This is a genomic window from Delftia sp. NA_296.1, assembly GCF_052692095.1.
Window position 1 is genome coordinate 20,548 of sequence record NZ_JBQZGF010000013.1, and the last position, 24,742, is coordinate 45,289.

Here is a 24,742-nt window from a genome sequence, read left to right on the forward strand (position 1 = left end):
GGAATTTCCCGGACCGTCTCCTGTGGGGGCCGAAGCCGGCGTCGCCGTTGGTGGACGAGGCGCTGCACCTGGAGCGCTGGAAGCGCCGCACCTGGCAACTGCACATCTCCGTGCTGGTCAGCCATATCTATGCGCTGCTGCTGTTTCTGGGCCATGCCTGGGCCGGCTATGCGCCCTGGGCCGTGGTGCTGGGCTATGGCCTGTGGGTGGCGGCGGGCATGGGCTTCATCACCTGGGCCTATGCCAGCGACTGGTGCCACAGGCTGCGCGATCCGGGCATGTTCCTCACGCACCAGCTGGTGTCCATCATCGGCGTGCTGGGCATGGTCATGGCCGCCCCTGCGCTGGCGTTCCAGTCCATGGTGATGCTGATCGCCTTCAGCGCCGACGGTTTCCTGGCGCGCAGCCGCACCAGCTTCTGGCTGACCTGGATAGGCACGCTCATCGCCGTGGCGGCCATCATTCTCTGGCGGGGGCCGCTGATGCGCATGACCACGGACACGGCTGCAGGCCAGTTGCTGGCCTTCGGCGTGGTGCTCGGGGCCGTGGTGCGCTGCAGCGTGCAGGCCACTTTCTTTCGCAGCATGCAGTACCGGCTGGGCATCGCCAATGACAAGCTGGCCGCTGCGCTGGCGCAGATCGAGGCCTTGCTGCGCCATGACGACCTGACCGGCGTCAGCAATCGGCGCGGCGTGATGGAGCGGCTGCACGAAGTGCGCACCGCCGCCCAGGACCGTGGCGAGGTACTGTGCGTGGCGTTGCTGGACATAGATCACTTCAAGCGCATCAACGACAGCTTTGGCCATGAAGGCGGCGACCGCGTGTTGCGCGCTTTCGGCGCGCTGCTGAAGTCGCAGCTGCGCAGTGCCGATGGCGTGGGCCGCTATGGCGGTGAGGAATTCCTGCTGGTGCTGCCCGACACCGACCTGGCCCAGGCCGGCGAACTGCTGGAGCGCCTGCGCCTGCGCATTGCCGAAGCCCCGTGGACGCAGACCCTGGGCGAGGGCGCCCGCGTCACCTGCACGCTGGGCGCCGCGCAGTACCGCGCGGGCGAGTCAGTGGAGGCGACCATTGCACGTGCCGATGCGGCGCTTTACCGTGGCAAGGCCCAGGGCCGCAACTGCACCGTGCTGGAGCCGCAGCAGGCCCGGCCGGCCCCCAGCGCAACGCCTGTCTGACTGCTTGTGGCGTGTGGCTTGTGAGTGCAGCTCACGACGAGTGCCAGAAAACATCGTTATTCATTCGCACGGATCGTCCATAGCATCGGCACCCTGTCCAGGACGGGCTGGGATGTGCATATGAATCAATGGATCGCTGAAACCGCCGGCAACATCGCCGGGAACATGGCCGTAGACATTGCGGGCTGGGAAGGGCGTTTGTCGTCCAGGCCCCGCCAGCTGCAGGCCGGGCCGCTCAGTGCTGAACTGGCCGATGGCTGCCTGCGCAGCGTCCGCTACGGCAGCCTGGAGATCCTGCGCTCCGTGGCCTTTGCGGTGCGTGATGAACAAGGAGACCGCTGCGTGCATGGCAGCGGCGAACTGAGCCTGCGCGAGAAAGACGACCGCTTCGAGGTCCTCTACGAAACCGCGGTGGACTGTGGTGCCCTGCGCCTGGCATGGCGCGTGCGCATCGCGGGGTCGGCGCGCGGGCTGGGCTTCACGGCCTGGGCGCGCGCCCTGGATGGCATGGAGGGAGGCCTGCAGCGCGGCCTGCGCGGTGGATGCGCGGGGCTGGAGATCGTCTATCCGCGCAATGCGCTGGCGGGCCGGTCCGTGCATGTGGAGCATGCCGATGGCAGTGCCCAAAGCACCGTGCTGCCCGAGCCCGATGCGCTGCTGCGCCTGTCGCAGCTGTCCGCCATCACCCATGAGCCTGCGCCCGGCCTGCAGGTGGGCTGCCGGCTGGAGGGCGCGGAGTTCGAGATGGTGGGCCAGTGCTGTGGCGGCAAATCCTTCTTCAGGCTGCAGCCACGCGCGCAGTCCCCTGCGCATTCCTACCTGTTGACCCGGGGCCGGGCCCTGGTGCAGATGGCCAGCTTCTCGTTTGCCGCGCCCGGCGCCATGCAGTAGGGCCTGGCACCGAGGCTACCCTGGCCGCATCAGCCCGCTCCGTGGATGCGGGCGGCATGCACCGTGGCCTCCAGCAGCTTTCTCTCCCGCTCCAGGTGGGCAATGAACTGGGCTTGCTCCATGGCCATGGACTTGAAGCCGGCGTCGGCGAGCTTGCGCACCAGATCCGGCTCGGCCAGCACGGCGGCGGTCTCGCGGGCCAGGCGCTCGGCAATGCGGGCGTCGGTGCGGGCCGGCAGCAGCAGGCCCTGCCAGGCCTCGACATCAAAGGACTGCCAGACCGGCGTTTCCTGCAGGCTGGGTGTCTGCGGCAAGGTGGCGGCGCGCTGGCGCGAGGTCACGCCCAGGCCGCGCAGCTTGCCTTCGCGCACGAAGGACTGGACCAGGGCCACGGGCAGCACGGCCAGGTCGATCTGCCCGCCCGCCAGCTCGGTCAGCGCCTGCGGGCCGGATTTGTAGGGCACATGCGTCCAAGACAGGCCGGCCTGCTGCTGGAGCATTTCTGCGGTCAGGTGCAGGCTGGTGCCCACGCCATCGGTGCCCACGGTCAGCCGGCCCGGCTGCTGGCGCGACAGCTGCACGAGCTCGGCCGCCGTGGTAGCAGGCAGGTCGGGGCGGCCTGCCAGCACGAAGGCCGAAGAGGCCACGGGCGCCACGGGCAGCAGTTCCTTGAGGCCGTCATACCGGAAGCGCTCTGGCGACACCAGCGGCGCAATGAGCACGCAGCTGGCCACGCCGAACAGCGCGGTATGACCGTCCGGCCTGGCCTTGATCACCCGCTGGGTGGCGATGGTGCCCGAGGCGCCCACGGTGTTTTCTATGACCACGGGCTGGCGCAGCCGCTCCGCCAGGCGCGGCATGACCAGGCGCGCGGCCACGTCCACGCTGCCGCCCGGCGAAAAGGGCACGACCACGGTCAGCGGCTGGCTGGGCCAGGCGTCGGCCCCAGCCGTGGACGCACGGGCTGCCGGTGACAGCCAGGGCGCGCCCAGCATCCAGGCCGCCAGTTGCCTGCGGTTGAGGCTCATGACAGCCTCCCGGCGGCACCCAGCCAGGGCAGCTGGTCCGCGTGGTAGCGCCAGGTCTGGAACACGCTGTTGAGCCGTCCGGGGCCGGTGCGGCGCGCTGCGGCATCGGGGTACTCGGCGAACCAGGGCAGGATGTATTCCCAGACCACCTCCCCCGCAGGCGTGACCTCGAAGAGCCGGCCCGTGGCCGATTCGGTGATGTGGGTGTTGCCGTTCCACAGGCGCTGGGCATTGCCCATGAAGGCGGTGTAGAAGGCGTTGACCATCTCGTCCTGGTAGCTCCAGACCACGCGGTGGTCGGCAGGATCGATCTCCACCACGCGCGAGAAGGCCACATGGGCGCCTTCGCGGAAGTTGCCGTTGTCGAAGGCCAGGATGTGGCCGTTGTCCAGCGCCACGGGCGCATGCTGGTGCGAGACCACCGAGGGTGGAATGTGCAGCGTCACCGCGCCGCTGGCCTTGTCCACGGCAATGATGCCGGAGGTGGTGCGCAGGCTCATGAGCACGCTGCCGTCGGCCCTCACGCCCAGCCCGTTGACCAGCGGCCAGTGGTAGCGGCCGAAGCCCGGGTGGATGGGGAAGTCCTGGGGCGCCAGGTGCTCCCAGGCCTTCCATTCCCAGACCAAGCGGCCGCTGCGGTCCACTTCGCGGATCACGTCGCCGTACATCACCTCGCCGGGCCCATGCGCGGTGCCGCCGGGCACGCGTTCGGCAAAGCCCGCAGGCACGGGCGCGCAGGCGGCATAGAGCAGATGGCCGTTGGGCAGCCACTGCGCGTCATGGTGGTGGTCCGGGTCCTCGTGGCGCCAGACGATCTCGCCCTGCGGCGTGACCTCGTAGAAATCGCCGCCGTGCCACATGGACCACGGCGCATAGCGATCGGGCGAGCGGGGGTGGTTGCCGTTGTAGCCCAGGTTGCCGTTGGGCAGGATCACGGCGTGCCGGCCCGCGCGCACGGGCAGCTTCCATTCATGGGCCACGCGGCCTTCGATGTCCACCAGGTAGATATGGCCGTTGGCCGTCTGCGGCGCGATCAGGGTGTAGCCGCCGGCCGAGAGGGCGGGGTCGTGGGCGATGAGTCCGACGCCGCGGCGGCGCTGGGTGACTTGGTCTACGGTGCTTGCCATGGGCTGCTTTCAAAGAAGGCCGAGAATGAGCGCCACTCTAGGCAGTCGCAAGCGTCAGGAATAGCTGTTTGTTTTGGATGAGGTGTCAGATAAAAATTTACACTCCGCGCCATGCCCGCAATCTCCCAGGCCTTTCGCTGTTTTGACGAGGTGGCGCGCCGTGGCTCGGTGCGCAAGGCCGCCGTCACGCTGCACCTGACGGCGGCCGCCGTGAACCAGCAAATCCTCAATCTGGAGGCCCAGGTCGGCGTGCCGCTGTTCGACCGCCTGCCGCGCGGCATGCAACTGACAACGGCCGGGGAGCTGATGCTGGCGGCCGTGCGGCGCAGCCAGCGTGACTTCGACAACGCGCTCGCCCAGGTGGAGGACCTGCGCGCCCTGCGCCGGGGCCATGTGCGCGTGGGCGTGTCCCATGCCACGGCCGAGTACCTGCTGCCCCTGGTGATCGCCAGCCTGCACGGGCGCTATCCGGGCATCACCTTCAGCGTGCGTTCGGGCACGGGCGAGGAGCTGCTGCGCGGCGTGGCGCAGGGAGAGATCGATGTGGCCTATTGCCTGCGCCGCCCGCCGCCGCCCGGCGTGCAGGAGGTGCGCGCCTGGCCCCAGCCGTTGGGCGCGGTGATGGCCCCCGGCCATCCGCTGGCCACCGAGCCGCGCCTGCTGCGCCTGCGCGATTGCGTGGACTATCCGCTGATCCTGATGGCGCTGGGCATGGAGTTGCGCAGCATGCTGGAGCAGATGGACAGCGCGGCCCTGCACCAGCAGCGGCCGCTGGTGGAGACCAGCTCCGTGCCCATGGTGCGGCGCCTGGTGGCCGGCAGCACGGCCCTGGGATTCCTGGTGCCCGACAACGTGGCCGAGGATGTGGCGGCCGGCCGCCTGCTCTGGCGGCCCCTGCACGACGCCGGTGCGCAGTTGCCCGGCTGCCTGTACCAGCGCATCGGCTACACCAAGGCAGCCGCCATGCGGCTGTTTCTGGACGAGCTGGAGCGCGTGGCCGACGAGATGCGCGCCGGCTTCGAGACCGGCGTGTCCTGGTCGCTCAAGGACTTGGCGACCTGAGCGACCCTGGCCACCTGAGTGACCTGAACGATCGGCTGCGGGGCGTCAGACGCCCCGGGCGCGCTCGGCCTTGAAGCGTGCGCGCATTTCAGTGAAGTTGCCCGCCTCCAGCGCATTGCGCACTTCCTGCATCAGGTTCAGGTAGTAGTGCAGGTTGTGGATGGTGGTGAGCATGGGGCCCAGCATCTCGCCGCAGCGGTCCAGGTGGTGCAGGTAGGCGCGCGAGAAGCCGTCGCGCCCGCCTTGCTCCCAGCTCACGCCGCTGGTGCCTGCGCAGGCATGGCAGGTGCAGCTGGGGTCCAGCGGCTGGTGGTCGGTCTTGTGGCGTGCGTTGCGGATCTTCAGGTCGCCATAGCGCGTGAAGATGGTGCCGTTGCGCGCATTGCGCGTGGGCATGACGCAGTCGAACATGTCCACGCCGTCGGCCACGCCCTGCACCAGGTCCTCGGGCGTGCCCACGCCCATCAGGTAGCGCGGCTTGTGGGCAGGCAGGCGGTGGGGCGTGTGGGCCATGATGGCCAGCATCTCGTCCTTGGGCTCGCCCACCGAGACGCCGCCCACGGCGTAGCCGGGGAAGTCCATCTCGACCAGGGCCTGCAGCGATTCCTCGCGCAGGTTCTCGTACATGCCGCCCTGCACGATGCCGAACAGCGCATTGGGGTTGCCCAGGCGCTGGAACTCGTCGCTGGAGCGCTTGGCCCAGCGGCGGCTCATCTCCATGCTCTTGCGTGCCTCGGCCTCGGTGGTCTTGTGGCCGTTGGTCTCGTAGGGCGTGCATTCGTCCAGCTGCATGACGATGTCCGAGTTCAGCACGGTCTGGATCTGCATGCTGACTTCGGGCGACATGAACAGCTTGTCGCCGTTGACCGGGCTGGCGAAGTGCACGCCTTCCTCGGTGATCTTGCGCATGGCGCCCAGGCTCCAGACCTGGAATCCGCCCGAGTCGGTGAGGATGGGCTTGTCCCACTTCTCGAAGCCGTGCAGGCCGCCGAAGCTCTGCATGATGTCCAGCCCCGGGCGCATCCACAGGTGGAAGGTGTTGCCCAGGATGATCTGCGCGCCCATCTCCTGCAGGCTGCGCGGCATCACGCCCTTGACGGTGCCATAGGTGCCCACGGGCATGAAGATGGGTGTCTGCACCACGCCGTGGTTGAGCGTGAGCTGGCCGCGGCGCGCGTGGCTGGAGGGATCGGTCTTGAGCAGGTCGAATTGCAGCATAGCCCTCCATTGTCCCAGATGGCCGCATGTGCGTGTCGGACGCGCCGGGACTGCCCCCGGAGCCCGTCTGGCTTAGCCGGCCCGCGTCTACACTGGGGTGGTTGCGATTCGCCAGCTACAAAAAAGGAGGTCCGCATGCTGAAGATCATGATTGCCGTCGATGGGTCCGAGCCCTCGCTGGATGCCGTGCACCACGCCATCTCCCTGGTGCGCCAGGGCCTGCAGGCGCATTTCGTGCTGGCCCATGTGCAGCAGGAAGCCTCGCTGTTCGAGCTGGCCACTCAGGACTCGGACATGATTGCCGCCGCCAGCGTGGATGCCGGCATGCATCTGGTGGCGCCGGCCGTGGCCCTGGTGCGGGCGGCCGGCATTTCCTACGAGGTGGAGATCGGCCTGGGCGAGCCCGCCGCCGCGCTGGCCGACATTGCCGAGAGCACGGGCTGCGAGCAGATCATCATCGGCGCACTGGGCCAGGGCGGCCTGCGGCGCGTGCTGATCGGCTCGGTCTCGCGCGAGGTGGCACGCAACAGCCGGCTGCCCGTGACCATCGTCAAGCATGCCGAGCCGCACGATGAAGAAGGGGAAGAGGACCTGGGTCCCGAGTGAGGGGGGCGGGTGCGCGCGGGCTTTCAGGCGGCCCGCCGTTGCTGGCCCTGGTGGGACTGGTGCCGGCCTGCATGGGCGCCGTAAGCTCCGTAGGCACCATGAGCGTGCGCATGCGCGTGGGGTTGCAGCTTGCCGTGCGGCAGGCTGGCCAGGCGCTGGAACATGCGGCGGCAGTAGCCGCGTATGCCCAGGCATTTGTTGATCTCATCCACCGGCAGGGGTCCGGAGACCACGACGATGCTGTCGGCCTGGTCCCAGTCGCCGGCCGCGCGCAGCCGCCTGCGCGTGCAAAGGGCCCAGGCATGGATGCGCGTGGGCGAGCCATGCTCATGGACCTGGCCCGTGACCAGGTCGAAGGCAATGGCCACCAGCTCGGTCCTGAGCCGGCAGCGGCGCTCGCCCGTGATGGCACTGGGCGTCTCGCGCATGTCGTACAGGCAGTAACTGCCGGCCTTGAGCTGGTATTGCAAATCCATGGCGGACCTCCGCGGTTCGTTCTGGGGCGGGTTCCGGGCCTGCCTGAAAAGGCCCGGGGCATCGGCGCATTCTGACGCATGGCCCCGGCCGCTGGCAATGCAGCCAGCGGGACGGGGCTTCCCCGCGAAGGGCAAGCGGCAAAGCGTACCCGGCGAGGGCCGGTCTTCTAGAAGTCCAGAAGACTGAAGCCCACGCTGAGCACGGTGCGCTTGTAGTTGTAATCGATCAGGCTGTCACCGTATCCGCTGAAAAGCTGGACATGCAGGCGCAAATTGCTCTTGCCACCGTTCCATCCTTCGCCTAGGGTGCGCAGCCATTCGACGCGGCCGGAGCCACGGCCCTGGCCCAGCGAGCCGCGCGCAGTGAAGCCCAGATAGTTCTGCGCATTGACGTTCCAGCCCAGTTTCACCTCGCCCCGGCCTATGTAGTCCTGGATGCGCGGGTTGTCGTCGTGCTCGGCGCTTTCGCGGATGCGCTGCCAGGCCTTGGCGTGCAGCTGCCAGCGGTTGTCCAGCTCGAAGCCGGTCATCAGATACCAGCGGTTCCAGCTGCGCGACAGCGGATCGCTCTGGCCGTTGGACTGGTGCACCAGGCCCACGCCGCTGTAGCGCCAGCGCCAGCCGAAGGGCAGCCTGGCATCGGTGGGGTAGACGTAGAAGATCTCGGGCTCGTGGTCCGTGTTGCGGAAGGGCCGCGAGATGGCGGGGCTGAACAGCTGCCAGTACGACTGCTGGGTGTAGCCGACCCACAGCGAGTCCTTGCCCGCCGAGGTGCTGCTGGTCAGCAGGCCCTGGGCGACCTTGGTGCGCACGGACAGCTGCACGCGCATTTCCTCGGTCTTGTAGGGCTGCGACTGCGCAGGGTCCTTGCCGGGCGTGGTGGGCTGCCGGTTGACATGGTCGGCCGTCACCACGGACACGGACATGGGCCGGTAGCCGCGGAAGCTGAAGGTGCCGCAGTCGCTGCCCGGTTCCAGCTCGAAGTAGCGCGACAGCTCGCTGTAGCGCGGGTCGCGGCAGCCGCCGTTGGTGGGAGTGGTGGGCAGCGCCAGGCCCTGGCCGCTGTCGGCCGTCACCACGGGGGCGGGCGTGGGCAGGGCGCCAGGATCGGCTGCGGCGCTGGCGGCCGGAGCACTCCAGCCTGTGGCCGGCGGCGCGGTCAGCGGCTGCTGCTGCTGGGCCCAGGTGTCGAAGCAGGCCAGGCGAGACTGGTTGTCCGTGGTGGCGGCGCACTGGCGCCAGGCGTCCTCGGACAGGGGGCGGGGCGCGGTCTGCGCCTGGGCGCCGAGCCAGGGCGTGGCGCCCAGTCCCATGGCCAGGGCCCACTGCAGGGGTGTCGGCGTGCGGCTTGGGCGCTTGCGGCGATCCAGGTGTGTAGGAGTCGTCATGGCTTGGGTCCGGTGATGGAAGGAGCGAAGAGTAAGGGGTAATGAGTGAAGAGGGAGCAGGGGGCTCGTGTGCAGGCTCGGGGGGCGGTCACGGCGCGAGCTTGCGCAGCACGAAGGGCCGGGGCGCCGCATCGTCGCCTTCGATGAAGTTGCCGCGGATCTCGCGGGCGCAGCTGCCTTCGACGACATCGCCCAGCCAGGTGGCGGTGATGCGCTTGCCGTCGGCGCTTTCTTCCAGCGTGATGTGGTCATCGGCCACGTCGCCGACCATGGGGCGGGTGTCTGCGCCGCGCGCGATCGTGCCCTTGACGTTGCCCTTCCACTGGGGGTGCGGCCCCAGCTGCAGGCGCACGGGCTGGGACTGGCCTTCGACGGTTCCCGTCCATTCGCCCTGCAGCTGGCTGTCCTTCATCTCCTCGTCGCCGGGGCATGGGGCGTGTGGCAGGGCGGTGGCAGCGCGGGCGGCCTTGGGCGCGGCCTGGAGGATGGGCCGGGTGGTGGTCTGCAGGTCCGTGCTGGAGCAGGCGGTGGTCACGGCCACCAGCGCCAGGCTGAGAACGGGGCGGTAAAAACGCATGCGGTGTCTTTCTGGAATCAGGAGTCGGCGGGCGTGGACTGCTGCGCCTTGAGGGCGAACTCTGCACGCAGCTGGCGCAGCTTCTCGCGCGGGTCCTCGCGCGAGGTGGCGGCGTCCAGGCCCATTTCCTTGATGAAGCGGCTGGGCAGGGTGGAGACCATCTCGCGCCCCTTCTTGCGGCGCTTGGTCCAGCTCACGGCCAGCGAGCGCCGGGCGCGCGTGATGCCCACGTACATGAGGCGGCGCTCTTCCTGCAGGCGCTGGGCGGTTTCGTCGCTGACTTTCTGCTGGCGGCCGTTGTCGTCGTCGAGCTTGAAGGGCAGCATGCCTTCGGTCACGCCGACCAGCATCACATGCGGCCATTCCAGGCCCTTGGAGGCATGCAGGGTGGACAGGATGACCATGTCCTGCTCCTTCTCGCGCTCGCTGATGGTGGACAGCAGGGCGATGTTGCGCGCCACTTCCAGCAGGCTCTTGACCTCGGTGTGCGTGGTCGTGCCCGCCGCATCCTCGATCTGGCCGCCGGCGCGCTGGGACATCCAGTCGCAGAACTCCAGCACGTTGCTCCAGCGCGCGGCGGCGACCGATTCGCTGTCCTCGCTGTCGTAGAGGTACTGCTCGTAGCCGATCTCCTTGAGCCAGTCGAGCATGAAGCCGCGCGACTGCTCGGCGCCCAGCGTGTGGCGGGCGCGGTATTCGAGGTCGTTGATGTAGCGGCCGAACTCCAGCAGGCTGTCATGCGCCTTCTTGGGCAGGGCCGCTTCCAGCATGTGCGCGAACAGGGCGCCGAACATGCTGAGCTTGTGCTGCGAGGAAAACTCGCCCAGCTTGCCCAGCGTGGTGTGGCCTATGCCGCGCCTGGGCGTGCCGATGGCGCGCAGGAAGGCGGGGTCGTCGTCGTTGTTGATCCACAGCCGGAACCAGGCGCACAGGTCCTTGATCTCGGCGCGGTCGAAGAAGCTGGTGCCGCCCGAGACCTTGTAGGGAATGCTGGCCTTGCGCAAGGCCTTCTCGAAGGGCTTGGCCTGGTGGTTGGCTCGGTAGAGGATGGCGAAATCCTTCCAGTCCGGCGGCGGGTTGCTGGCCGCGCGCAGGCTCTGGATGCGGGCGACGGCGCGCTCGGCCTCGTGCTCCTCGGTGTCGCAGTCCACGATGCGCACGGGCTCGCCTTCGCCCAGCTCCGAGAACAGCGTCTTCGGATAGAGCTTGGGGTTGGGCTGGATGACGTTGTTGGCCGCGCGCAGGATGGCCGAGGTGGAGCGGTAGTTCTGCTCCAGCTTGATCACCTTGAGCTGCGGGAACTCCACCGGCAGCTTCTTGAGGTTGTCCAGCGTGGCGCCGCGCCAGCCGTAGATGCTCTGGTCGTCGTCGCCCACGGCGGTGAAGTGGGCGCGGCTGCCCACCAGCATCTTGAGCAGCTCGTACTGCGTGGCGTTGGTGTCCTGGTATTCGTCCACCAGCACATGGCCCAGCAGGCGCTGCCATTTCTCGCGCACCTCGAGGTGGTTCTTGAGCAGGCGCATGGGCATGCCGATCAGGTCGTCGAAATCCACGCTCTGGTAGGCGGTCAGGCGCTCTTCGTAGCGCTGCATGATCAGCGCCGTGCTGCGCTCGTTGTCGTCCTGGGCCATGGCCAGGGCCTTGCGGCTGTCCCAGCCGGCGTTCTTCCAGTTGCTGATGGTCCACTGCCACTGGCGCGCCGTGGCCAGGTCGGTGGTGCCGCCCGAGCAGTCCTTGAGGATGCCCGTCACGTCGTCGGCATCCAGGATGCTGAACTGGGGCTTGAGGCCCAGCACATGGCCGTCCTCGCGCACCATGCGCACGCCCAGGGCGTGGAAGGTGCACACCAGCACGTCCTTGGCCTGGCGGCCGATGAGGCCGGCCGCGCGCTCGCGCATTTCGGCTGCGGCCTTGTTGGTGAAGGTGATGGCCGCGATGCGGCGCGGCGCCATGCCCATCTCGATCAGGCGCCCGATCTTGTGCGTGATCACGCGTGTCTTGCCCGAGCCCGCGCCGGCCAGAACCAGGCAGGGGCCTTCGGTGTAGTGGACGGCCTGGAGCTGGGCCAGATTGAGTCCTGCGGACATGGGTGCGTTGCGCGGGGAAAGGCGTGAAAGTGAGGGAAGCGGGAGCATACCGCTTCGGGGATCGAGGCCATCAGGCCATGTGTAAGCACCCTTGGAATTCGGCGACAAATCTCGCGGCCACTCTGGTCCGTACTGTGGCGGCGTTGGTCTAAATAGAAAAGTTCACATTAAATCAAGTGAGTAATTTGTAAAAACTATCCAAAATATCAGTCTTCGCCGATGTTCTGTCACGGGCGAATCTGGTTTGTCCATTTCAGTTCCTATCCGGTGAGGTGTCAAAGATGGCTCGCACTACAGACGAGATCGGCCTGGCTGCCGAGCTGTGGTCTCCTCTGCTCAAGCAGCGTTTCGAGGCATTGTTCGCCGTGGCGTCCCGCAAGTCGCTGCGCGGCTGGCGGCAGGTGCCCCTGGTCAGCGCCCAGGTGCTGGTCGTCGATGGCAACATGCCCGCGCCCGAGGCTGCAGGGTGGATGCCCTGCGTGGTCTACGTGGGTGGAGTGCCTCAGGGACAGCACCTGGAGCGCACGCAGCAGCGACTGGCCACCTATCTGGACATGAATTTCACGCTGTCCGACCTGATCGACATGCTGGACCGGGCGGCCGTCTTCCTCATGGACTGGACGGTGCGCCAGCAGGTGGCGACGTCGCATACGCTGGCGCGGGCGCTGGACGATCTGCAGCAGCAGGGCGTGGACTGCCGCTACCGCTTCCAGCTCAAGGCCTGGGTGGCGCTGCCCGCGCCGTGGAACAACTCCGAATGCCTGCGTGCCCTGGCCATGCTGTGCCGTGGCCCCATGGAGGTGGCCCTGTTGTGCGAGCACAGCGGCATGCAGGCCCGCGCCGTGGCCGAACTGCTGCGCCATCCCCGGCTGCGCAGCCTGCTGGAGTGCAGCCTGCGGCCCGCGCGCGAATACGATCTCCCGCCGCTGCGCCGCAGCCGCGCACAGGCGCCTGACGCGGTGGCCGGCCTGCCGCGCCAGTGGGTGCAGAAGCTGGCCGGCTGGATCCGGCGCGGAGGAGTGGCATGAGCCTGTGGATGAACGCGCAGCCTGCTGCAGGGTTGGTACGGGTGAGCCTGGTGGGCCCCATGGGCATAGGCAAGACCACGGCCCTGCGCAGCCTGTGCGGCGCGTTGATGGCGGCGGCGGATGTGCCCAATCTGGACCGGGCCTCCCATTCCAAGGAGTTCACCACGGTGGGTGCCGAGTTCGGCGAGATCGACCTGGGCGGTGGAGAGCGGCTGCAGCTGGTGGGCAGCCCGGGGCAGGAACGCTTCGACTTCGTGCGCCGCTGGGTGCTCAATGCCTCGGTGGGCGTGCTGCTGATGGTGGATGTCTGCGACGCCCGCGCACCGGACTACGCGGCGCAGTGCCTGGCCGAGATCGCCTCTCTGGAATCCGGGCCCCTGGTGGTGGTGGTCAGTTGCCGTGATGCCAGCGAGCAACAGCAGGAAGCATTCAGCAGCGCCTTGGCGGACAGAGGTCACGGTATAGTGCCTGTCATCCAGGCGGACCCCCGTGACCGGCAGCAGTTGCTGGATGCGCTGGGGGTGCTCGTTTCCTTGCTTTCCTTGCAAAGTCAGGTATGAAGACACCAACGCTTCCCCGGATTCCTCCCTCTCTGATCGAAGCTGGCAGCGATGTGCTCCACCGCGTGGTGGCGCCCCTGGAGGGCGTGCACATCGCCTTGCTGTGCACGCCTGACGGCTTCGAGATCACCTCCCTGCGGGTCAGGAGCGAACTGCCGACGGAGCGCCTGTCGGCCATGGCGGGCTCGCTCATGGCCATGGCCAGGGCCGTGGCCACCGAGATAGGCCACAAGTCCTGCCGGCGGCTGACCTTCGAGACCGAGCTGGGCACCGTTCTCTTTCAGGCAGTGGCCGGCAACCAGCCGGCCATCCTGTGCATGGTGGTCGATCAAAGCGCCCTGCTGGGCCGCGCGCTGTGGGCGGCGGGCGAAGTGGCCTCCGAACTGTCCCGTTCCTGATCCGCGGCATCCGCTGCAGAAGTTTGGTTTTCTTCCCCCGAGGAGCGGGCGCGGTGGTCCACCGCACAGCCTGCCCTTGCTATTTGAAAAGGTGGCATATGGCTTCGATACATGATTCTCTGAACGGCCTGCTGGGCATCGATGGCGCCCTGTGCGCGGCCCTGGTGGACAGCACCAGCGGCATGCTCATGGGCAGCGTGGGCTCCGGCCTCGACATGGAGCTGGCCGCTGCCGGCAACACGGAGGTGGTGCGCGCCAAGCTCAAGACCATGCGCATGCTCAAGCTCGATGACGCCATCGACGACATCCTGATCACCCTGACGCACCAGTACCACATCATCCGGCCCGTGGCCGCCCATGAAGGTGTGTTCTTCTACCTGGTGCTGGACAAGAGCCGCTCCAATCTGGCGCTGGCCCGCCGCAAGGTGCAGGACGTCGAGAAGGACCTGGCGCTGTAAGCGCACGCGCTTGTTGCGCTCACGCCCGACCTGCCGGATGCGTATTCCGGCAGGTTTTTTTTCGCCCGGCGTCCGCGCGGTGACACGGGCGCGCGGCAGCGGCACCGGCTTGCTGCCAGAATCGCCGCGTGCTGTCCGTCCTGCTGATCACCTTTCCCTTCTTCGCGCTTGTGGCCTGCGGCTTTGCGGCCACCTGGCGTGGCGTGCTGCCGCAGGCGGCGATACCGGGGCTCAATGCCTTCGTGCTGTATTTCGCGCTGCCCTGCATGCTGTTCCGCTTTGGCGCGCAGACGCCGATTGCACAGCTGCTGGATGTGGGCGTCTCCGTGGTCTACCTGCTGTGCGCGCTGCTGATGGTGGGCGCCACCGTGGCGCTGACCGTGCGGCGCGTAGGCTGGAACGATGCGGCCTTTGGCGCGCTGGTGGCGGCCTTTCCCAACACCGGCTTCATGGGCGTGCCCATGCTGGTGGCGCTGCTGGGCGAGCGTGCCGCAGGCCCGGTCATCGTCACCATGGCCATCGACATGGTGGTGACCACCTCGCTGTGCATTGCGCTGTCGCGCCTGGGGCTGCCGGGCGGGCATGGCGTGTCCGTGGCGCTGCGCAGGGCGTTTGCCGGCATGGCCGCCAATCCCATGCCCTGGGCCATCGTGCTGGGTGGCGTGGCCTCGGCGGCAGGCTGGACGCTGCCCGGCCCCATCGACCGCACCGTGGCCATGCTGGCGGGCGCGGCCTCGCCCGTGGCGCTGTTCACCATTGGCGCCGTGCTGGCGCGCTCGCAGATGAACAGCCACGAGCGCGTGGCCGCGCGCGACTACGTGCCCATTGCGCTGGCCAAGCTGCTGGTCCACCCGCTGCTGGTCTGGGCCGTGGCCCGCGCGGCCATGGCGCTGGGCCTGCCGCTCGGCGAAGAGGCCTTTGTGGCGCTGGTGCTGCTGGCCGCGCTGCCCAGCGCCAGCAATGTCTCGCTGCTGACCGAGCGCTTCGGGGCGCACGGCGGGCGCGTGGCCCGCATCATCCTGGTGTCCACGGTGCTGGCCTTCCTGAGCTTCTCGGGCGCCGTGGCGCTGATGACCTGAGCAGGCCCGGGCACAACTGAGCGGCAGGCCCGGGGCGCACGGGCATGCTGGTGCTCACTACAATCCCGCCCATGTTTTTTCACCACCTCGACGGGATCGCATGAAATCCTCCCCCTCTGCTCCGGCAGGCGTTCCCACGGGCGCGGCCCTGCTCTGGATGGTGACGCTGGCCTGCGTGCTCTGGGCCCTGGTGTCCTGGCTGGCCAATGGCAATCTGGACGGCTACCACGACATGCTGGAGAACTGTGCCTGGGCCCAGCCGCTGCAGCTGGGCACGCACAAGCATCCGCCGTTCTTCGCCTGGGTGGTCGGCCTGTGGTTCATGGTGTTCCCGCAGAACGACGGCTTCTATCGCCTGCTGTCCTATGCCAATGTGGGCGTGGGCATCTGGGGCGTCTACGTGCTGGGCAGGCGCCTGGGGCTGGCGCGCCTGGCGCCGCTGGGCGCGGCCCTGTTGCTGTGGTGCTTTCCGTATACGACGCTGGCCGGCAAGTTCAACGCCAACAGCCAGCTGCTGTCCCTGTGGCCCTGGGCGGCGGCTCTGCTGCTGGCCAGCTGGCAGGAAAAGGGGGCGCGCGGCGTGGCCTTCAGCGTGGCGCTGGGCGTGGTCTCGGCCGCCTGCATGCTCAGCAAGTACTACAGCGGCGTGTTCCTGGCCGGTTTCCTGCTGCCCATCTTCCTGGTGCGTGAAGGGCGCCAGTGGCTGCTCACACCCCGGCCCTACGTGGCGCTGGCAGCCTTTGGCCTGGCGCTGGCGCCGCATGTGGCCTGGATTGCCCACCACCAGTGGGTGACGCTGGGCTATGCCATGGACCAGGGCGGCGGGCAGGTGGTGTGGGGCTATGTGCTGCGCTTTGCGCTGGCGCCCATCTTCTACTGGCTGCCGGCCTGGCTGGCTGTGTGCCTGGTGTATGGCTTCATGCAGGCCCGCCAGCAAGGCGGCGGCTGGCTGCGCTGGAGTGCGCGTTTCCTGCGCCGCAGCTGGTGCTGGCAGGGGCGCGGCGACACGCTGTTCTGGCTGGCCCTCATGCCCTGGCTTGCGACGCTGGGCTTTGGCGCCACCGGCGTGGTGGAGTTGTCCACGCCCTGGGCCATTCCCATCGGCTATGCCTTCGTGCTGCTGTGGCTGCGCAACCTGGACGCCGAGGCGCCCGCCGTGACGCAGGCCGCGCTGGCCGCGCTGCGCCGCGCCTGGTGGCCGAGCATGGCCGTGGTGCTGGTGATTGGCGTGGCCGCGGGCTGGGGCAATGCGCGCAAGAGCGGCTCCGACTACTACCGCCCTGCGGCCGATGCGGCGCAGGCCATCGTGCTGTCCTGGAACCAGCGCCACCCGCAGCAGCCGCTGCAGTGGGTGGGCGGCGACTGGGCGGAAAACGCCATGCTGTCTTTCTATGCCCAGCCGCATCTGCGCACCATTCCCGGCCTGCCCGACAGCGAATATGCGCGCGTGCTGGCGCTGCCGGACTGGCGCCAGCAGCCCGGGCTGCTGCTGTGCCCGCGCGGCCCGGTGGCCAGCGAGCCCGGCCCGACCGCGAAATCGCGCGATTGCGAGCAGCAGGCGCAGGCCTGGCTGGCGAAGCTGGGCCTGCCACAGGAGGCGCGTGTGCTCACGGTGCAACGCTCGGGCTGGCGTTTTCCTCGGCCCAGTCCCTATGCCTATGCGGTTTTTGACGTGTTGCCGCGCGCGGGCAGCCAGCCCGCTGACAATGCTGGCCTATGACCGAATTGCATGCTGACATTGCTCCGGCCGCTCCCAAGGGGATGCTGCCGCGCCCCCCGCTGCGGCTGAGCTGCGTGGTGCCAGCCCACAATGAAGAGGGCAACCTGGAGGCGTTCCTGCGCGCCCTGGACGCGACGGTGCGCACGCTGACGCCCGACTACGAGCTGATCGTCGTCAACGACGGCAGCCGTGACGCCACGCACGAGATCGCGCTGCGCATGGCCCAGGAACTGCCCGTGCGCTATCTGGCGCTGTCGCGCAACTTCGGCAAGGAGGCGGCGCTGTCGGCCGGCATAGACCATGCGCGCGGCAACGCCGTGGTGCTGATCGACGCCGACTTCCAGCATCCGCTGGAGATGCTGCCCCAGATGTGCGAGCTGTGGCAGTCCGGCTACGACATGGTCTATGGCGTGATCGCCGACCGGGGCGCCGAAAGCGGCGCCAAGCGCGTGGGCACCAATCTGTTCTACCGGCTCATGAATGCCGGCAACCTGGTGAAGATCCCGCCCAATGCCGGCGACTTCCGCTGGCTGGACCGCTGCGTGGCCGACGCGCTCAAGGCCCTGCCGGAGAGCCACCGCTTCATGAAGGGCCTGTACGCCTGGGTGGGCTTCAAGGCCGCGGCCCTGCCGTTCGTGCCGGCCGACCGCACGGCCGGAGCGTCCAGCTTCAATTTCCGGCGCCTGGGCTCGCTGGCCCTGCTGGGGCTGACCTCGTTCACCACCTTGCCGCTGCGCGTGTGGAGCGTGGTGGGCGGGATCATCTCGCTGGCGGCCCTGCTCTACGGCCTGTGGATCACCATGGAGACGCTGATCTTCGGCAACCCGCTGGACGGCTGGCCCACGCTGGCGGCCAGCATCATGCTGTTCTCGGGCGTGCAGCTGATGTCCATCGGCATCCTGGGCGAGTACATCGGCCGGATCTATGACGAGGTCAAGCGCCGTCCCACCTACCTGCTGGCGCGCGACGAAGACCGCAGCCCGCTGGCGCCACGGGACTAGCCATGCACGACGTGATCGCACAGCTGCGCCGCCTGCCGCAGGCGCTGCAGTTCGTGCTGGTAGGGGGCTGCGCGGCCGCCACGCACCTGGCCGTGGTCGCCCTGCTGGTGCAACGGGTGGGCATGGCGCCGCTGCATGCCAACGTGCTGGCCTTTCTCGTGGCCTTCGTGGTCAGCTACAACGGCCATGCGCTGTTCACCTTCGTGCAGGCCGGGGCGCAAGGCTGGGCCGTGGCCGGCAAGTACTTCGCCGTGGCCTGCGCCTCCTTCGTGGCCAACGAGCTGCTGTACTGGGTGGCCCTGCACTGGCTGCACTGGCACTATTTCTGGAGCCTGGCCCTGGTGCTGGTGCTGGTGGCGGTGGGCACCTTCGTCTTCGCCAAGTTCTGGGCCTTTGCGGCCCCCGGCCGCAAGGAATCCTCATGAACACCGTACCTGCCAGAAACAACGGGGAGAAGGCCTCGGCCAGAACCGTCGTCCTGTGCGCCGACGACTATGCGCTGCATCCCCTGGTCGATGAAGCCGTGGAGCAGCTCACGCTGCAGGGCCGGCTGTCGGCCACCAGCTGCATGACCACCTCGCCGCACTGGAGGCAGGCCGCCAGGCGCCTGCCCGCGCTGCGCCCGCGCCTGTCGCTGGGCCTGCACTTCAACCTGACCGAAGGCCATGGCCTGCAGCCCGCCGCCGGAATCGGTGCCGTGATCGCGCGCGCCTATGCCGGCGCACTCGGCGGCGCCGCCATGCGCGACGCCTGGCGCCGCCAGCTCGACGCCTTCGAGGACGCGCTGGGCATGGCCCCCGACTTCATCGACGGCCACCAGCACGTGCACCAGCTCCCCGGCGTGCGCGCCGCACTGGTGCAGGAATTGCGCCAGCGCTATGGCGACAACGCCGACGACCTGCCCTGGGTCCGCTCCACCACCCCGGCCGGCCAGCTCTGGCGCGACCCCAAGGCCGCCATCATCGCCCTGCTGGGCGGCTGGACCACCACCCGCCGCCTGCGCCGCCAGGGCGTGCCGCTCAACCACGGCTTCGGCGGCGTCTACGCCTTCGACCAGCCCACGCCCGAAGGCTATGGCCGCCACATGGCCCAATGGCTGGCCCAGCTGCAGCCCGGCAGCCTCATGATGTGCCACCCCGCCACCGCCCCCGTCCAGGGCGACGCCATAGGCGCCCAGCGCGCCGTCGAATACGCCTACCTGCGCTCCGACGCCTTCGCCCAGGCCCTGGAACAAGCGCACTGCCACATCGCCCAAGGCCCCCTCACCCCGCTGTTCACAACGAACTAAGAAGCGGCAATAGAAAAGGCCCGGCCAAAAATGGACCGGGCCATGTGGGCGCAGCGCAAAAAACCGGCGCGGCCCAAAGCAAGGGACAGCAAGCAAGGGCCGCCCCGCAGCGAGGCTGTCGTCCCCCTCCCCCGCGAAGCGGGTAGAGAGGGGGAAGGCGCGCCAGCGCCTCAGGGGGTGCCTATCAATACTCCCAGAAGATGCGCTGCAACTGCTTCGTATCCTGCGTCTTGGTCAGGGCCACGGCCGCCAGCAGGCGCGCCTTCTGCGGGTTCAGGTCATGGGCGACGACCCAGTCGTACTTGTCATCGGGCTGCTCGGCATTGCGCAGCACGAAGCCGGCCGGCACGCGCGAGCTGCGCACCACGATCACGCCCTTTTGGCGCAGTTCATTGAGCTTGGGCACGATGCGGTCGGCCACCGAGCCATTGCCCGTGCCTGCATGCACGATGGCCTTGACGCCGGCCTTGCCCAGCGCGTCGATGGCCGTGGCGGGCACGTTGCCGTAGCCATAGACGATGTCCACGGCGGGCAGGTCGGTGATCTGCTCGATGTTGAACTCGCTGCCCCTGGTGTGGCGCTTGACGGGGGCGCGGAACCAGTAGGTCTTGCCCTCGACCACCATGCCCAGCGGGCCCCACTGGCTGGCGAAGGCATTGGTCTTGATGTTGGTGAGCTTGGCGACATCGCGCGCGGAGTCGATGTTGTCGTTCATGCTGACCAGCACGCCCTTGCCCGCCGAGTCTTTGGACGCGGCCGTGGCCACGGCGCCCAGCAGGTTCAGCGCGCCGTCGGCCGAGATGGCCGTGCCGGGGCGCATGGAGCCGACCATGACGATGGGCTTGTCGGTGGGCACCACCAGGTTCAGGAAGTAGCCGGTTTCCTCCAGCGTGTCCGTGCCGTGGGTGACGACGATGCCGTCCACGCCGGGCTGCTTGGCCAGCTCGTTGACGCGGCGGGCCAGCGTCAGCAGTTCCTTGTTGGTGAAGCTCTCGGAGGCGATCTGGAAGACCTGCTCGCCGGACACGTTGGCGATGTTGCTCAGCTCGGGCAGGCCGGCCAGCAGCTTGTCCACGGGCACCTTGGCGGCCGTGTAGGTGGCGCTGTTGACGGCGCTGGCGCCCGCGCCGGCAATGGTGCCGCCCGTGGCCAGGACGACCACGTTGGGCTTGCCGGCCTGTGCGGTGGGAGCGGGAGCAGGGGCGGTCGCCGTGGCGGGCGCTGCGGCTGCGGGGGCCTGGCTGGCGCCGGGCTGGGACGCGCAGCCTGCCAGCGCAAGCGCGACGGCCATCAAGGTCATACGGAAGGGGGTGAACGGCATGTATCGCTCCTGGAAAGGCATTGAATGATCCAGCCTTGTGGGCTGAATGCGGCACGATGCAATAAACATGCCCCGCCTGCATCAGCGCAAATCCCGATGGGAGCCGCGCGGCGAATGCGCTAAAAGCGCTTCCGAAAAAGGAGCGGTGAACGCTTTGCGGGATTGCGCCCGAGGCCTGAAAGGCTTGAGGTTTTTTGGGGCCGTTCCAGAGGCCGTGCCACGCTCAGATGGCCAGCGGGTCCACGTCCACCAGCCAGCGCACCAGGGCGCGGTGCCCGGGCTGTGCCCTGATCCAGTGCAGGTGCGCCTGCCAGGCCCAGAGAAAGCGCAGCAGGGCGGGCCGCTGGGCCGACTCGATCAGCATCTGCGCGCGCTCCACATTGGCCACGCGCTGCACGGACATGGGAATGGGCGGGTAGAGAAAGACATCGTCCACATGGGGCAGGCCGGCCTGGCGGGCGGCCTCGGCCGCAGCGGCCAGGAAGGCCTGGGCGGCTTCCTGCGTGCGCGCATCGGCACGCACGATGGCCTGGAAGGCGAAGGGCGGCATGCCCGCATCGCGCCGCTCGCGCAACTGGCGCGCGGCGAAGGCCGGGTAGTCGTGCGAGCGCAGCGCGGTGTAGACGGGGTGGGACGGGTCGTGCGTCTGTATCCACATCTCCGGGTGGCTGCCCTGGGCGGCCACGTAGTGCGCGTCGCGTCCTGCGCGGCCGGCGGCCTGCATCAGCAGGCTGAACAGGCGCTCGGGCGCTCGGTAGTCGCTGGAAAAAAGAGCGCTGTCGGGCTGCACGGCGGCCACCAGGGTGATGCGCCGGAAGTCATGGCCCTTGGCCACCATCTGGGTGCCCACCAGCACGTCGATGTCGCCCGCATGCACCTGGGCCAGTTGCTCCTCCAGCGCGCCCTTGGCGCGCGTGGTGTCGGCGTCGATGCGCGCCACGCGGGCGGGCTCGCGGTCGGGGCGCTGCACATTGCGCAGCAGGCGGGCCAGTTCTTCCTCCAGCTGCTCCGTGCCCTTGCCCAGCGGCAGGATGTCGGGATTGCCGCAGCCTGGGCAGGCCATGGGCACGCGCTGGGTGTAGCCGCAGTGGTGGCAGCGCAGCGTGCGGTCGGCCTTGTGGAAGACCTGGTGGGCGCTGCAGTGCGGGCAGTCGCTTTTCCAGCCGCAGTCGGCGCAGAACAGCACGGGCGCGAAGCCGCGGCGGTTGAGCAGCACCAGGCTTTGCTCGCCGCGCTGCACGCGCTCGGTGATGGCATCGATCAGCGGCGGCGAGAACACGGCCTTGCGCGGCTGCTGGCCCATGTCCACCAGGCGCACGCGCGGCAGGGCGGCCGCGCCGATGCGGCTGGGCATGTGCAGGCGCAGGTAGCGGCCGCCCTGCGGCTCGTCGGCATTGGGCGGGCGGCTGGCGTGCCAGCTCTCCAGCGACGGCGTGGCACTGCCCAGGATGACCTTGGCGCCGGTATCGCGCGCGCGCCAGATGGCCAGGTCGCGTGCCGAGTAGCGTGCGCCTTCCTGCTGCTTGTAGCTGGCGTCGTGCTCCTCGTCCACCACGATCAGCGACAGGCCCGGCAGGCTGGCGAAGACCGACATGCGCGTGCCCAGCACGATGCGCGCCACGCCGGTGTGCGCGGCCAGCCAGCTCTTGAGCCGCTGGGGGTTGGTCATTGCGCTGTGCATGCTGACCACGCAGTCGGCGCCGTACTGCGGCGCGAAGCGCTCCGTGAAGCGCTGCTCCAGCTGGGGCGTGAGGTTGATCTCGGGCACCATCACCAGCACCTGGGCGCCGGGGTCGGCGTCCAGTGCGGCCTGGGTGGCTCTCAGATAGACCTCGGTCTTGCCGCTGCCCGTGCTGCCGAAGAGCAGAAAAGGGCCGGGATGGGCGGCGATCTGCGTGAAGACGTCGGCCTGCTCTGCGCTGAGGACGATGGGGGGAATGTCTGCGACGGCCCGGGCCGGTGCGAGCGCTGATGCAGGCGCTGATGCAGGCGCAGTGCCAGGCGCCTGTTCCGCCTGCTCCTCTTTTGCAGCCTTGGCCGCTCTCTTCGCCGCGGCCTTGGTCGGCCTGAGCCGGCGCGCCAATTGCTCGGCCGTCATCTCGCGCAGTTGCGGGGGCAGGGCCGTCACGGCGATTTCGCCCACGCTGCGCTGGTAGTAGTAGGCGGCGAAGGCCACCAGCCGGCGCCAGGCGGCCGGCAGCGGCGCAATGCCCTGCAGCACGGCGGCGATGGGGCGCAGCTCCACGCCTTCGGGCATGGCGGCGGGGCGGGGCGGGGCGTCCCAGACCACGCCCAGCAGGTCCCGGCGACCCAGGGGCACACGCACCAGGGTGCCCGCCTCCAGGGGCTGGTCGCAGGTGTAGCTCAGCAGTTCGCCCACGGCGCTGTGCGCCGGCGTCTGGACGGCGACATGGACGGTGTGGGCGGGGAGGGACATGCGAATGCGGGGAAAGCGGGGCCTGAAAACGCGGGCGCCGCACGGCAGGGCCTGCGGCAACCAAGCCGCCAAGCATAAGCCTTTGGCGCTGCCTGGGGCCTGGGTGCGGCGTTCTACACCAGACGCCCCGGCCGGTGACTGCGGGTTTCTGGGTATATCGTCAATTTCTGTGGATAACTTTGTGGGGATTATTCGGATCTATGGGCATGTACCTGCTTATCCGGCCTTGCCAATCGGTGCATGCTGAAAATGTTGCTATCAAAAAAATTATTCAAAAACAATGGCTTATATCGATATGTCGCCGGCGTGCAGGCGCGGATGACAACTGCAACTCCTAGGGCCTCGCTCGGATTTTTCTGTGCATAAGATGGTCTGTGGCCATCTTGTGCAGCAAGCGGCTGTCGGGTACCCGGCTTGTGGACAGCGGGGCCTTGCCGGGCCGTTGGCGGCCCCGGCAGGGGCCGGCGCTGCGCTGGCGTCCGGCCCTGGGGTTCGGGAGAAGCGGGGGGGCGGGGAGGCGGCTCGCTCAGCGCTGGCGCAGGGCGCGCGAATGGCTGTGCACGGTCTCCACCAGGGCCGCCACATGCTCGGGCGGTGTGAACTGGCTGATGCCGTGGCCCAGGTTGAAGATGTGCGTGGGGCCCGTGGTGGTCCTGTCGGTATGCGGGGCACCGAAGCTGTCGAGCACGGCGCGCGCCTGCTCGGCCACGCGCTCGGGCGGTGCGAACAGCACATTGGGGTCGATGTTGCCCTGCAGCGCCTTGCCGGGTCCGCCCACCTCGCCGCCGACGATGGCGCGGGCGCGGGCCAGGTTGGCCGTCCAGTCCAGGCCCAGCACCTCGCAGTCCAGGTCCTTCATGTCGGGCAGCCAGATGCCGCCGCCCTTGGTGAAGACGATGCGCGGCACGTCCTGCCCATCGGCGCCCGTGCGCTTGAGTCCGGCCAGCACGCGCTTGGTATAGGCCAGGCTGAATTCCTGGAAGGCGCCGTCGGCCAGCACACCGCCCCAGCTGTCGAACACCATCACGGCCTGGGCGCCCGCATCGATCTGGGCGTTCAGGTAGGCGGCCACGCTGTCGGCGTTGATGGCCAGGATGCGGTGCATCAGGTCGGGGCGCGCATACATCAGGCTCTTGACCAGGCGGTAGTCGTCGCTGCCCTTGCCCTCGACCATGTAGCAGGCCAGGGTCCAGGGGCTGCCCGAGAAACCGATCAGCGGCACGCGGCCATCGAGCGCGCGGCGGATGCTGGTCACGGCGTCGAACACATAGCGCAGCTTGTCCATGTCGGGCACGGCCAGCTCGGCCACGGCGGCCTCGTCGCGCACCACCTTGGCAAAGCGCGGGCCTTCGCCTTCGGCAAAGGACAGGCCCAGGCCCATGGCGTCGGGCACGGTCAGGATGTCGGAGAACAGGATGGCCGCGTCCAGCGGGAAGCGCTCCAGTGGCTGCAGCGTGACCTCGGTGGCGTAGTCCACGTTGGTGGCCAGGCCCATGAAGCTGCCGGCCCGGGCGCGCGTGGCCTTGTATTCGGGGAGATAGCGGCCCGCCTGGCGCATCAGCCACAGCGGCGTGTAGTCGGTGGCCTGGCGCCGGCAGGCGCGCAGGAAGGTGTCGTTGGTCAGGGGGGCGAAGCTCATGGTGGGCGATTGTCGCCGAGTCGGCTTCGCCAGGCTGTCGCGATGCCCGAGCAGCGCAGGGCGTCTTGCCTCGGGTTAACCCTGGTCAATATCGACGGCAACGGGCTTTTTGAGGCCGCTACATTGTGCGGCGTGCGTTCCGCACGGGAATCCGTCCATGCAAGGAGAGAGTTTG

General features: G+C 68.6%; 23 protein-coding genes. 13 read left to right on the forward strand and 10 right to left on the reverse strand.

Translation table 11 applies throughout. The annotated features are described in order from the left end of the window. Window positions 1-50: 50 nt before the first annotated feature. Together ACUTR7_RS25975 and ACUTR7_RS25980 are read left to right on the forward strand one after the other, a co-directional pair. Entirely contained in the window at window positions 51-1,178 is a 1,128-nt protein-coding gene (locus ACUTR7_RS25975; RefSeq protein ID WP_445610163.1) for a diguanylate cyclase, read from the forward strand. Between the two features lie 120 nt (window positions 1,179-1,298). Further along, window positions 1,299-2,069 (forward strand): hypothetical protein, encoded by a 771-nt coding sequence (locus ACUTR7_RS25980; protein ID WP_445610164.1) that lies wholly within the window; start codon window positions 1,299-1,301, stop codon window positions 2,067-2,069. Between the two features lie 29 nt (window positions 2,070-2,098). On the opposite strand, the gene ACUTR7_RS25985 is transcribed toward ACUTR7_RS25980, so the two are convergent. Both ACUTR7_RS25985 and ACUTR7_RS25990 read right to left on the reverse strand, forming a co-directional pair. Beyond that, on the reverse strand, window positions 2,099-3,097 hold the full coding sequence (locus ACUTR7_RS25985; RefSeq protein ID WP_445610165.1) for a Bug family tripartite tricarboxylate transporter substrate binding protein: 999 nt from the start codon (window positions 3,095-3,097) through the stop codon (window positions 2,099-2,101). After that, window positions 3,094-4,224 carry an aryl-sulfate sulfotransferase gene (locus ACUTR7_RS25990; protein WP_445610166.1) on the reverse strand — a complete coding sequence of 377 codons (1,131 nt, stop codon included), beginning with the start codon at window positions 4,222-4,224 and terminating at the stop codon, window positions 3,094-3,096. Before ACUTR7_RS25990 ends, ACUTR7_RS25985 begins: the two co-directional genes overlap by 4 nt. A gap of 111 nt (window positions 4,225-4,335) precedes the next feature. Here ACUTR7_RS25990 and ACUTR7_RS25995 point away from each other — a divergent pair, with 111 nt between their 5' ends. Continuing rightward, window positions 4,336-5,286 carry a LysR family transcriptional regulator gene (locus tag ACUTR7_RS25995; RefSeq protein WP_445610167.1) on the forward strand — a complete coding sequence of 317 codons (951 nt, stop codon included), beginning with the start codon at window positions 4,336-4,338 and terminating at the stop codon, window positions 5,284-5,286. Between the two features lie 45 nt (window positions 5,287-5,331). On the opposite strand, the gene tgt is transcribed toward ACUTR7_RS25995, so the two are convergent. Further along, entirely contained in the window at window positions 5,332-6,504 is a 1,173-nt protein-coding gene (gene tgt, locus ACUTR7_RS26000; protein WP_012202481.1) for a tRNA guanosine(34) transglycosylase Tgt, read from the reverse strand. A gap of 135 nt (window positions 6,505-6,639) precedes the next feature. On the opposite strand from tgt, the gene ACUTR7_RS26005 reads away from it, so the two are divergent. Beyond that, complete coding sequence (locus ACUTR7_RS26005) at window positions 6,640-7,110, forward strand: universal stress protein (protein WP_034397960.1); 471 nt, start codon at window positions 6,640-6,642, stop codon at window positions 7,108-7,110. Window positions 7,111-7,133: 23 nt separating this feature from the next. Here ACUTR7_RS26005 and ACUTR7_RS26010 read toward each other — a convergent pair whose 3' ends face one another. From ACUTR7_RS26010 to ACUTR7_RS26025, 4 genes are all read right to left on the reverse strand, one after another. After that, on the reverse strand, window positions 7,134-7,586 hold the full coding sequence (locus ACUTR7_RS26010; protein WP_012202483.1) for a hypothetical protein: 453 nt from the start codon (window positions 7,584-7,586) through the stop codon (window positions 7,134-7,136). Between the two features lie 167 nt (window positions 7,587-7,753). Then, entirely contained in the window at window positions 7,754-8,974 is a 1,221-nt protein-coding gene (locus tag ACUTR7_RS26015) for a phospholipase A (RefSeq protein WP_012202484.1), read from the reverse strand. Window positions 8,975-9,062: 88 nt separating this feature from the next. Further along, complete coding sequence (locus ACUTR7_RS26020; RefSeq protein ID WP_445610168.1) at window positions 9,063-9,551, reverse strand: hypothetical protein; 489 nt, start codon at window positions 9,549-9,551, stop codon at window positions 9,063-9,065. Window positions 9,552-9,568: 17 nt separating this feature from the next. Further along, window positions 9,569-11,638, reverse strand: a complete 2,070-nt coding sequence (locus ACUTR7_RS26025; RefSeq protein WP_097204450.1) for an ATP-dependent helicase — start codon at window positions 11,636-11,638, stop codon at window positions 9,569-9,571. A gap of 281 nt (window positions 11,639-11,919) precedes the next feature. Here ACUTR7_RS26025 and ACUTR7_RS26030 point away from each other — a divergent pair, with 281 nt between their 5' ends. From ACUTR7_RS26030 to ACUTR7_RS26070, 9 genes are all read left to right on the forward strand, one after another. Next, window positions 11,920-12,666, forward strand: coding sequence for a hypothetical protein (locus tag ACUTR7_RS26030; protein WP_065347380.1), 747 nt, complete (start codon window positions 11,920-11,922; stop codon window positions 12,664-12,666). Further along, on the forward strand, window positions 12,663-13,226 hold the full coding sequence (locus tag ACUTR7_RS26035; RefSeq protein ID WP_013800311.1) for a GTP-binding protein: 564 nt from the start codon (window positions 12,663-12,665) through the stop codon (window positions 13,224-13,226). The genes ACUTR7_RS26030 and ACUTR7_RS26035 overlap by 4 nt, the downstream gene beginning before the upstream one ends. After that, the gene (locus ACUTR7_RS26040) at window positions 13,223-13,624 is read left to right on the forward strand and encodes a roadblock/LC7 domain-containing protein (protein ID WP_012202489.1); all 402 of its coding nucleotides are present in this window, start codon (window positions 13,223-13,225) and stop codon (window positions 13,622-13,624) included. Before ACUTR7_RS26035 ends, ACUTR7_RS26040 begins: the two co-directional genes overlap by 4 nt. Window positions 13,625-13,722: 98 nt before the next feature. Continuing rightward, complete coding sequence (locus tag ACUTR7_RS26045) at window positions 13,723-14,082, forward strand: hypothetical protein (RefSeq protein WP_012202490.1); 360 nt, start codon at window positions 13,723-13,725, stop codon at window positions 14,080-14,082. A gap of 128 nt (window positions 14,083-14,210) precedes the next feature. Then, window positions 14,211-15,161, forward strand: coding sequence for an AEC family transporter (locus ACUTR7_RS26050; RefSeq protein ID WP_012202491.1), 951 nt, complete (start codon window positions 14,211-14,213; stop codon window positions 15,159-15,161). Between the two features lie 100 nt (window positions 15,162-15,261). Then, window positions 15,262-16,881 carry a glycosyltransferase family 39 protein gene (locus tag ACUTR7_RS26055; protein ID WP_445610169.1) on the forward strand — a complete coding sequence of 540 codons (1,620 nt, stop codon included), beginning with the start codon at window positions 15,262-15,264 and terminating at the stop codon, window positions 16,879-16,881. After that, a complete protein-coding gene (locus ACUTR7_RS26060; protein WP_012202493.1) occupies window positions 16,878-17,882 on the forward strand; it encodes a glycosyltransferase family 2 protein in 1,005 nt (334 codons plus the stop codon). The genes ACUTR7_RS26055 and ACUTR7_RS26060 overlap by 4 nt, the downstream gene beginning before the upstream one ends. 2 nt (window positions 17,883-17,884) lie before the next feature. Then, complete coding sequence (locus ACUTR7_RS26065; protein ID WP_012202494.1) at window positions 17,885-18,307, forward strand: GtrA family protein; 423 nt, start codon at window positions 17,885-17,887, stop codon at window positions 18,305-18,307. Next, complete coding sequence (locus tag ACUTR7_RS26070) at window positions 18,304-19,170, forward strand: ChbG/HpnK family deacetylase (protein ID WP_013800314.1); 867 nt, start codon at window positions 18,304-18,306, stop codon at window positions 19,168-19,170. Before ACUTR7_RS26065 ends, ACUTR7_RS26070 begins: the two co-directional genes overlap by 4 nt. A 184-nt stretch (window positions 19,171-19,354) precedes the next feature. Here the strand turns inward: ACUTR7_RS26070 and ACUTR7_RS26075 are convergent, their stop codons facing one another. The 3 genes from ACUTR7_RS26075 to hemE all read right to left on the reverse strand — a co-directional run bounded on the left by ACUTR7_RS26075 (window position 19,355) and on the right by hemE (window position 24,567). Beyond that, on the reverse strand, window positions 19,355-20,491 hold the full coding sequence (locus ACUTR7_RS26075) for an asparaginase (protein WP_043824343.1): 1,137 nt from the start codon (window positions 20,489-20,491) through the stop codon (window positions 19,355-19,357). 223 nt (window positions 20,492-20,714) lie between these two features. Continuing rightward, window positions 20,715-22,928, reverse strand: coding sequence for a replication restart helicase PriA (gene priA / locus ACUTR7_RS26080; RefSeq protein WP_445610170.1), 2,214 nt, complete (start codon window positions 22,926-22,928; stop codon window positions 20,715-20,717). 526 nt (window positions 22,929-23,454) lie between these two features. Further along, entirely contained in the window at window positions 23,455-24,567 is a 1,113-nt protein-coding gene (gene hemE / locus ACUTR7_RS26085) for a uroporphyrinogen decarboxylase (RefSeq protein ID WP_207444386.1), read from the reverse strand. Between the last annotated feature and the right edge of the window lie 175 nt (window positions 24,568-24,742).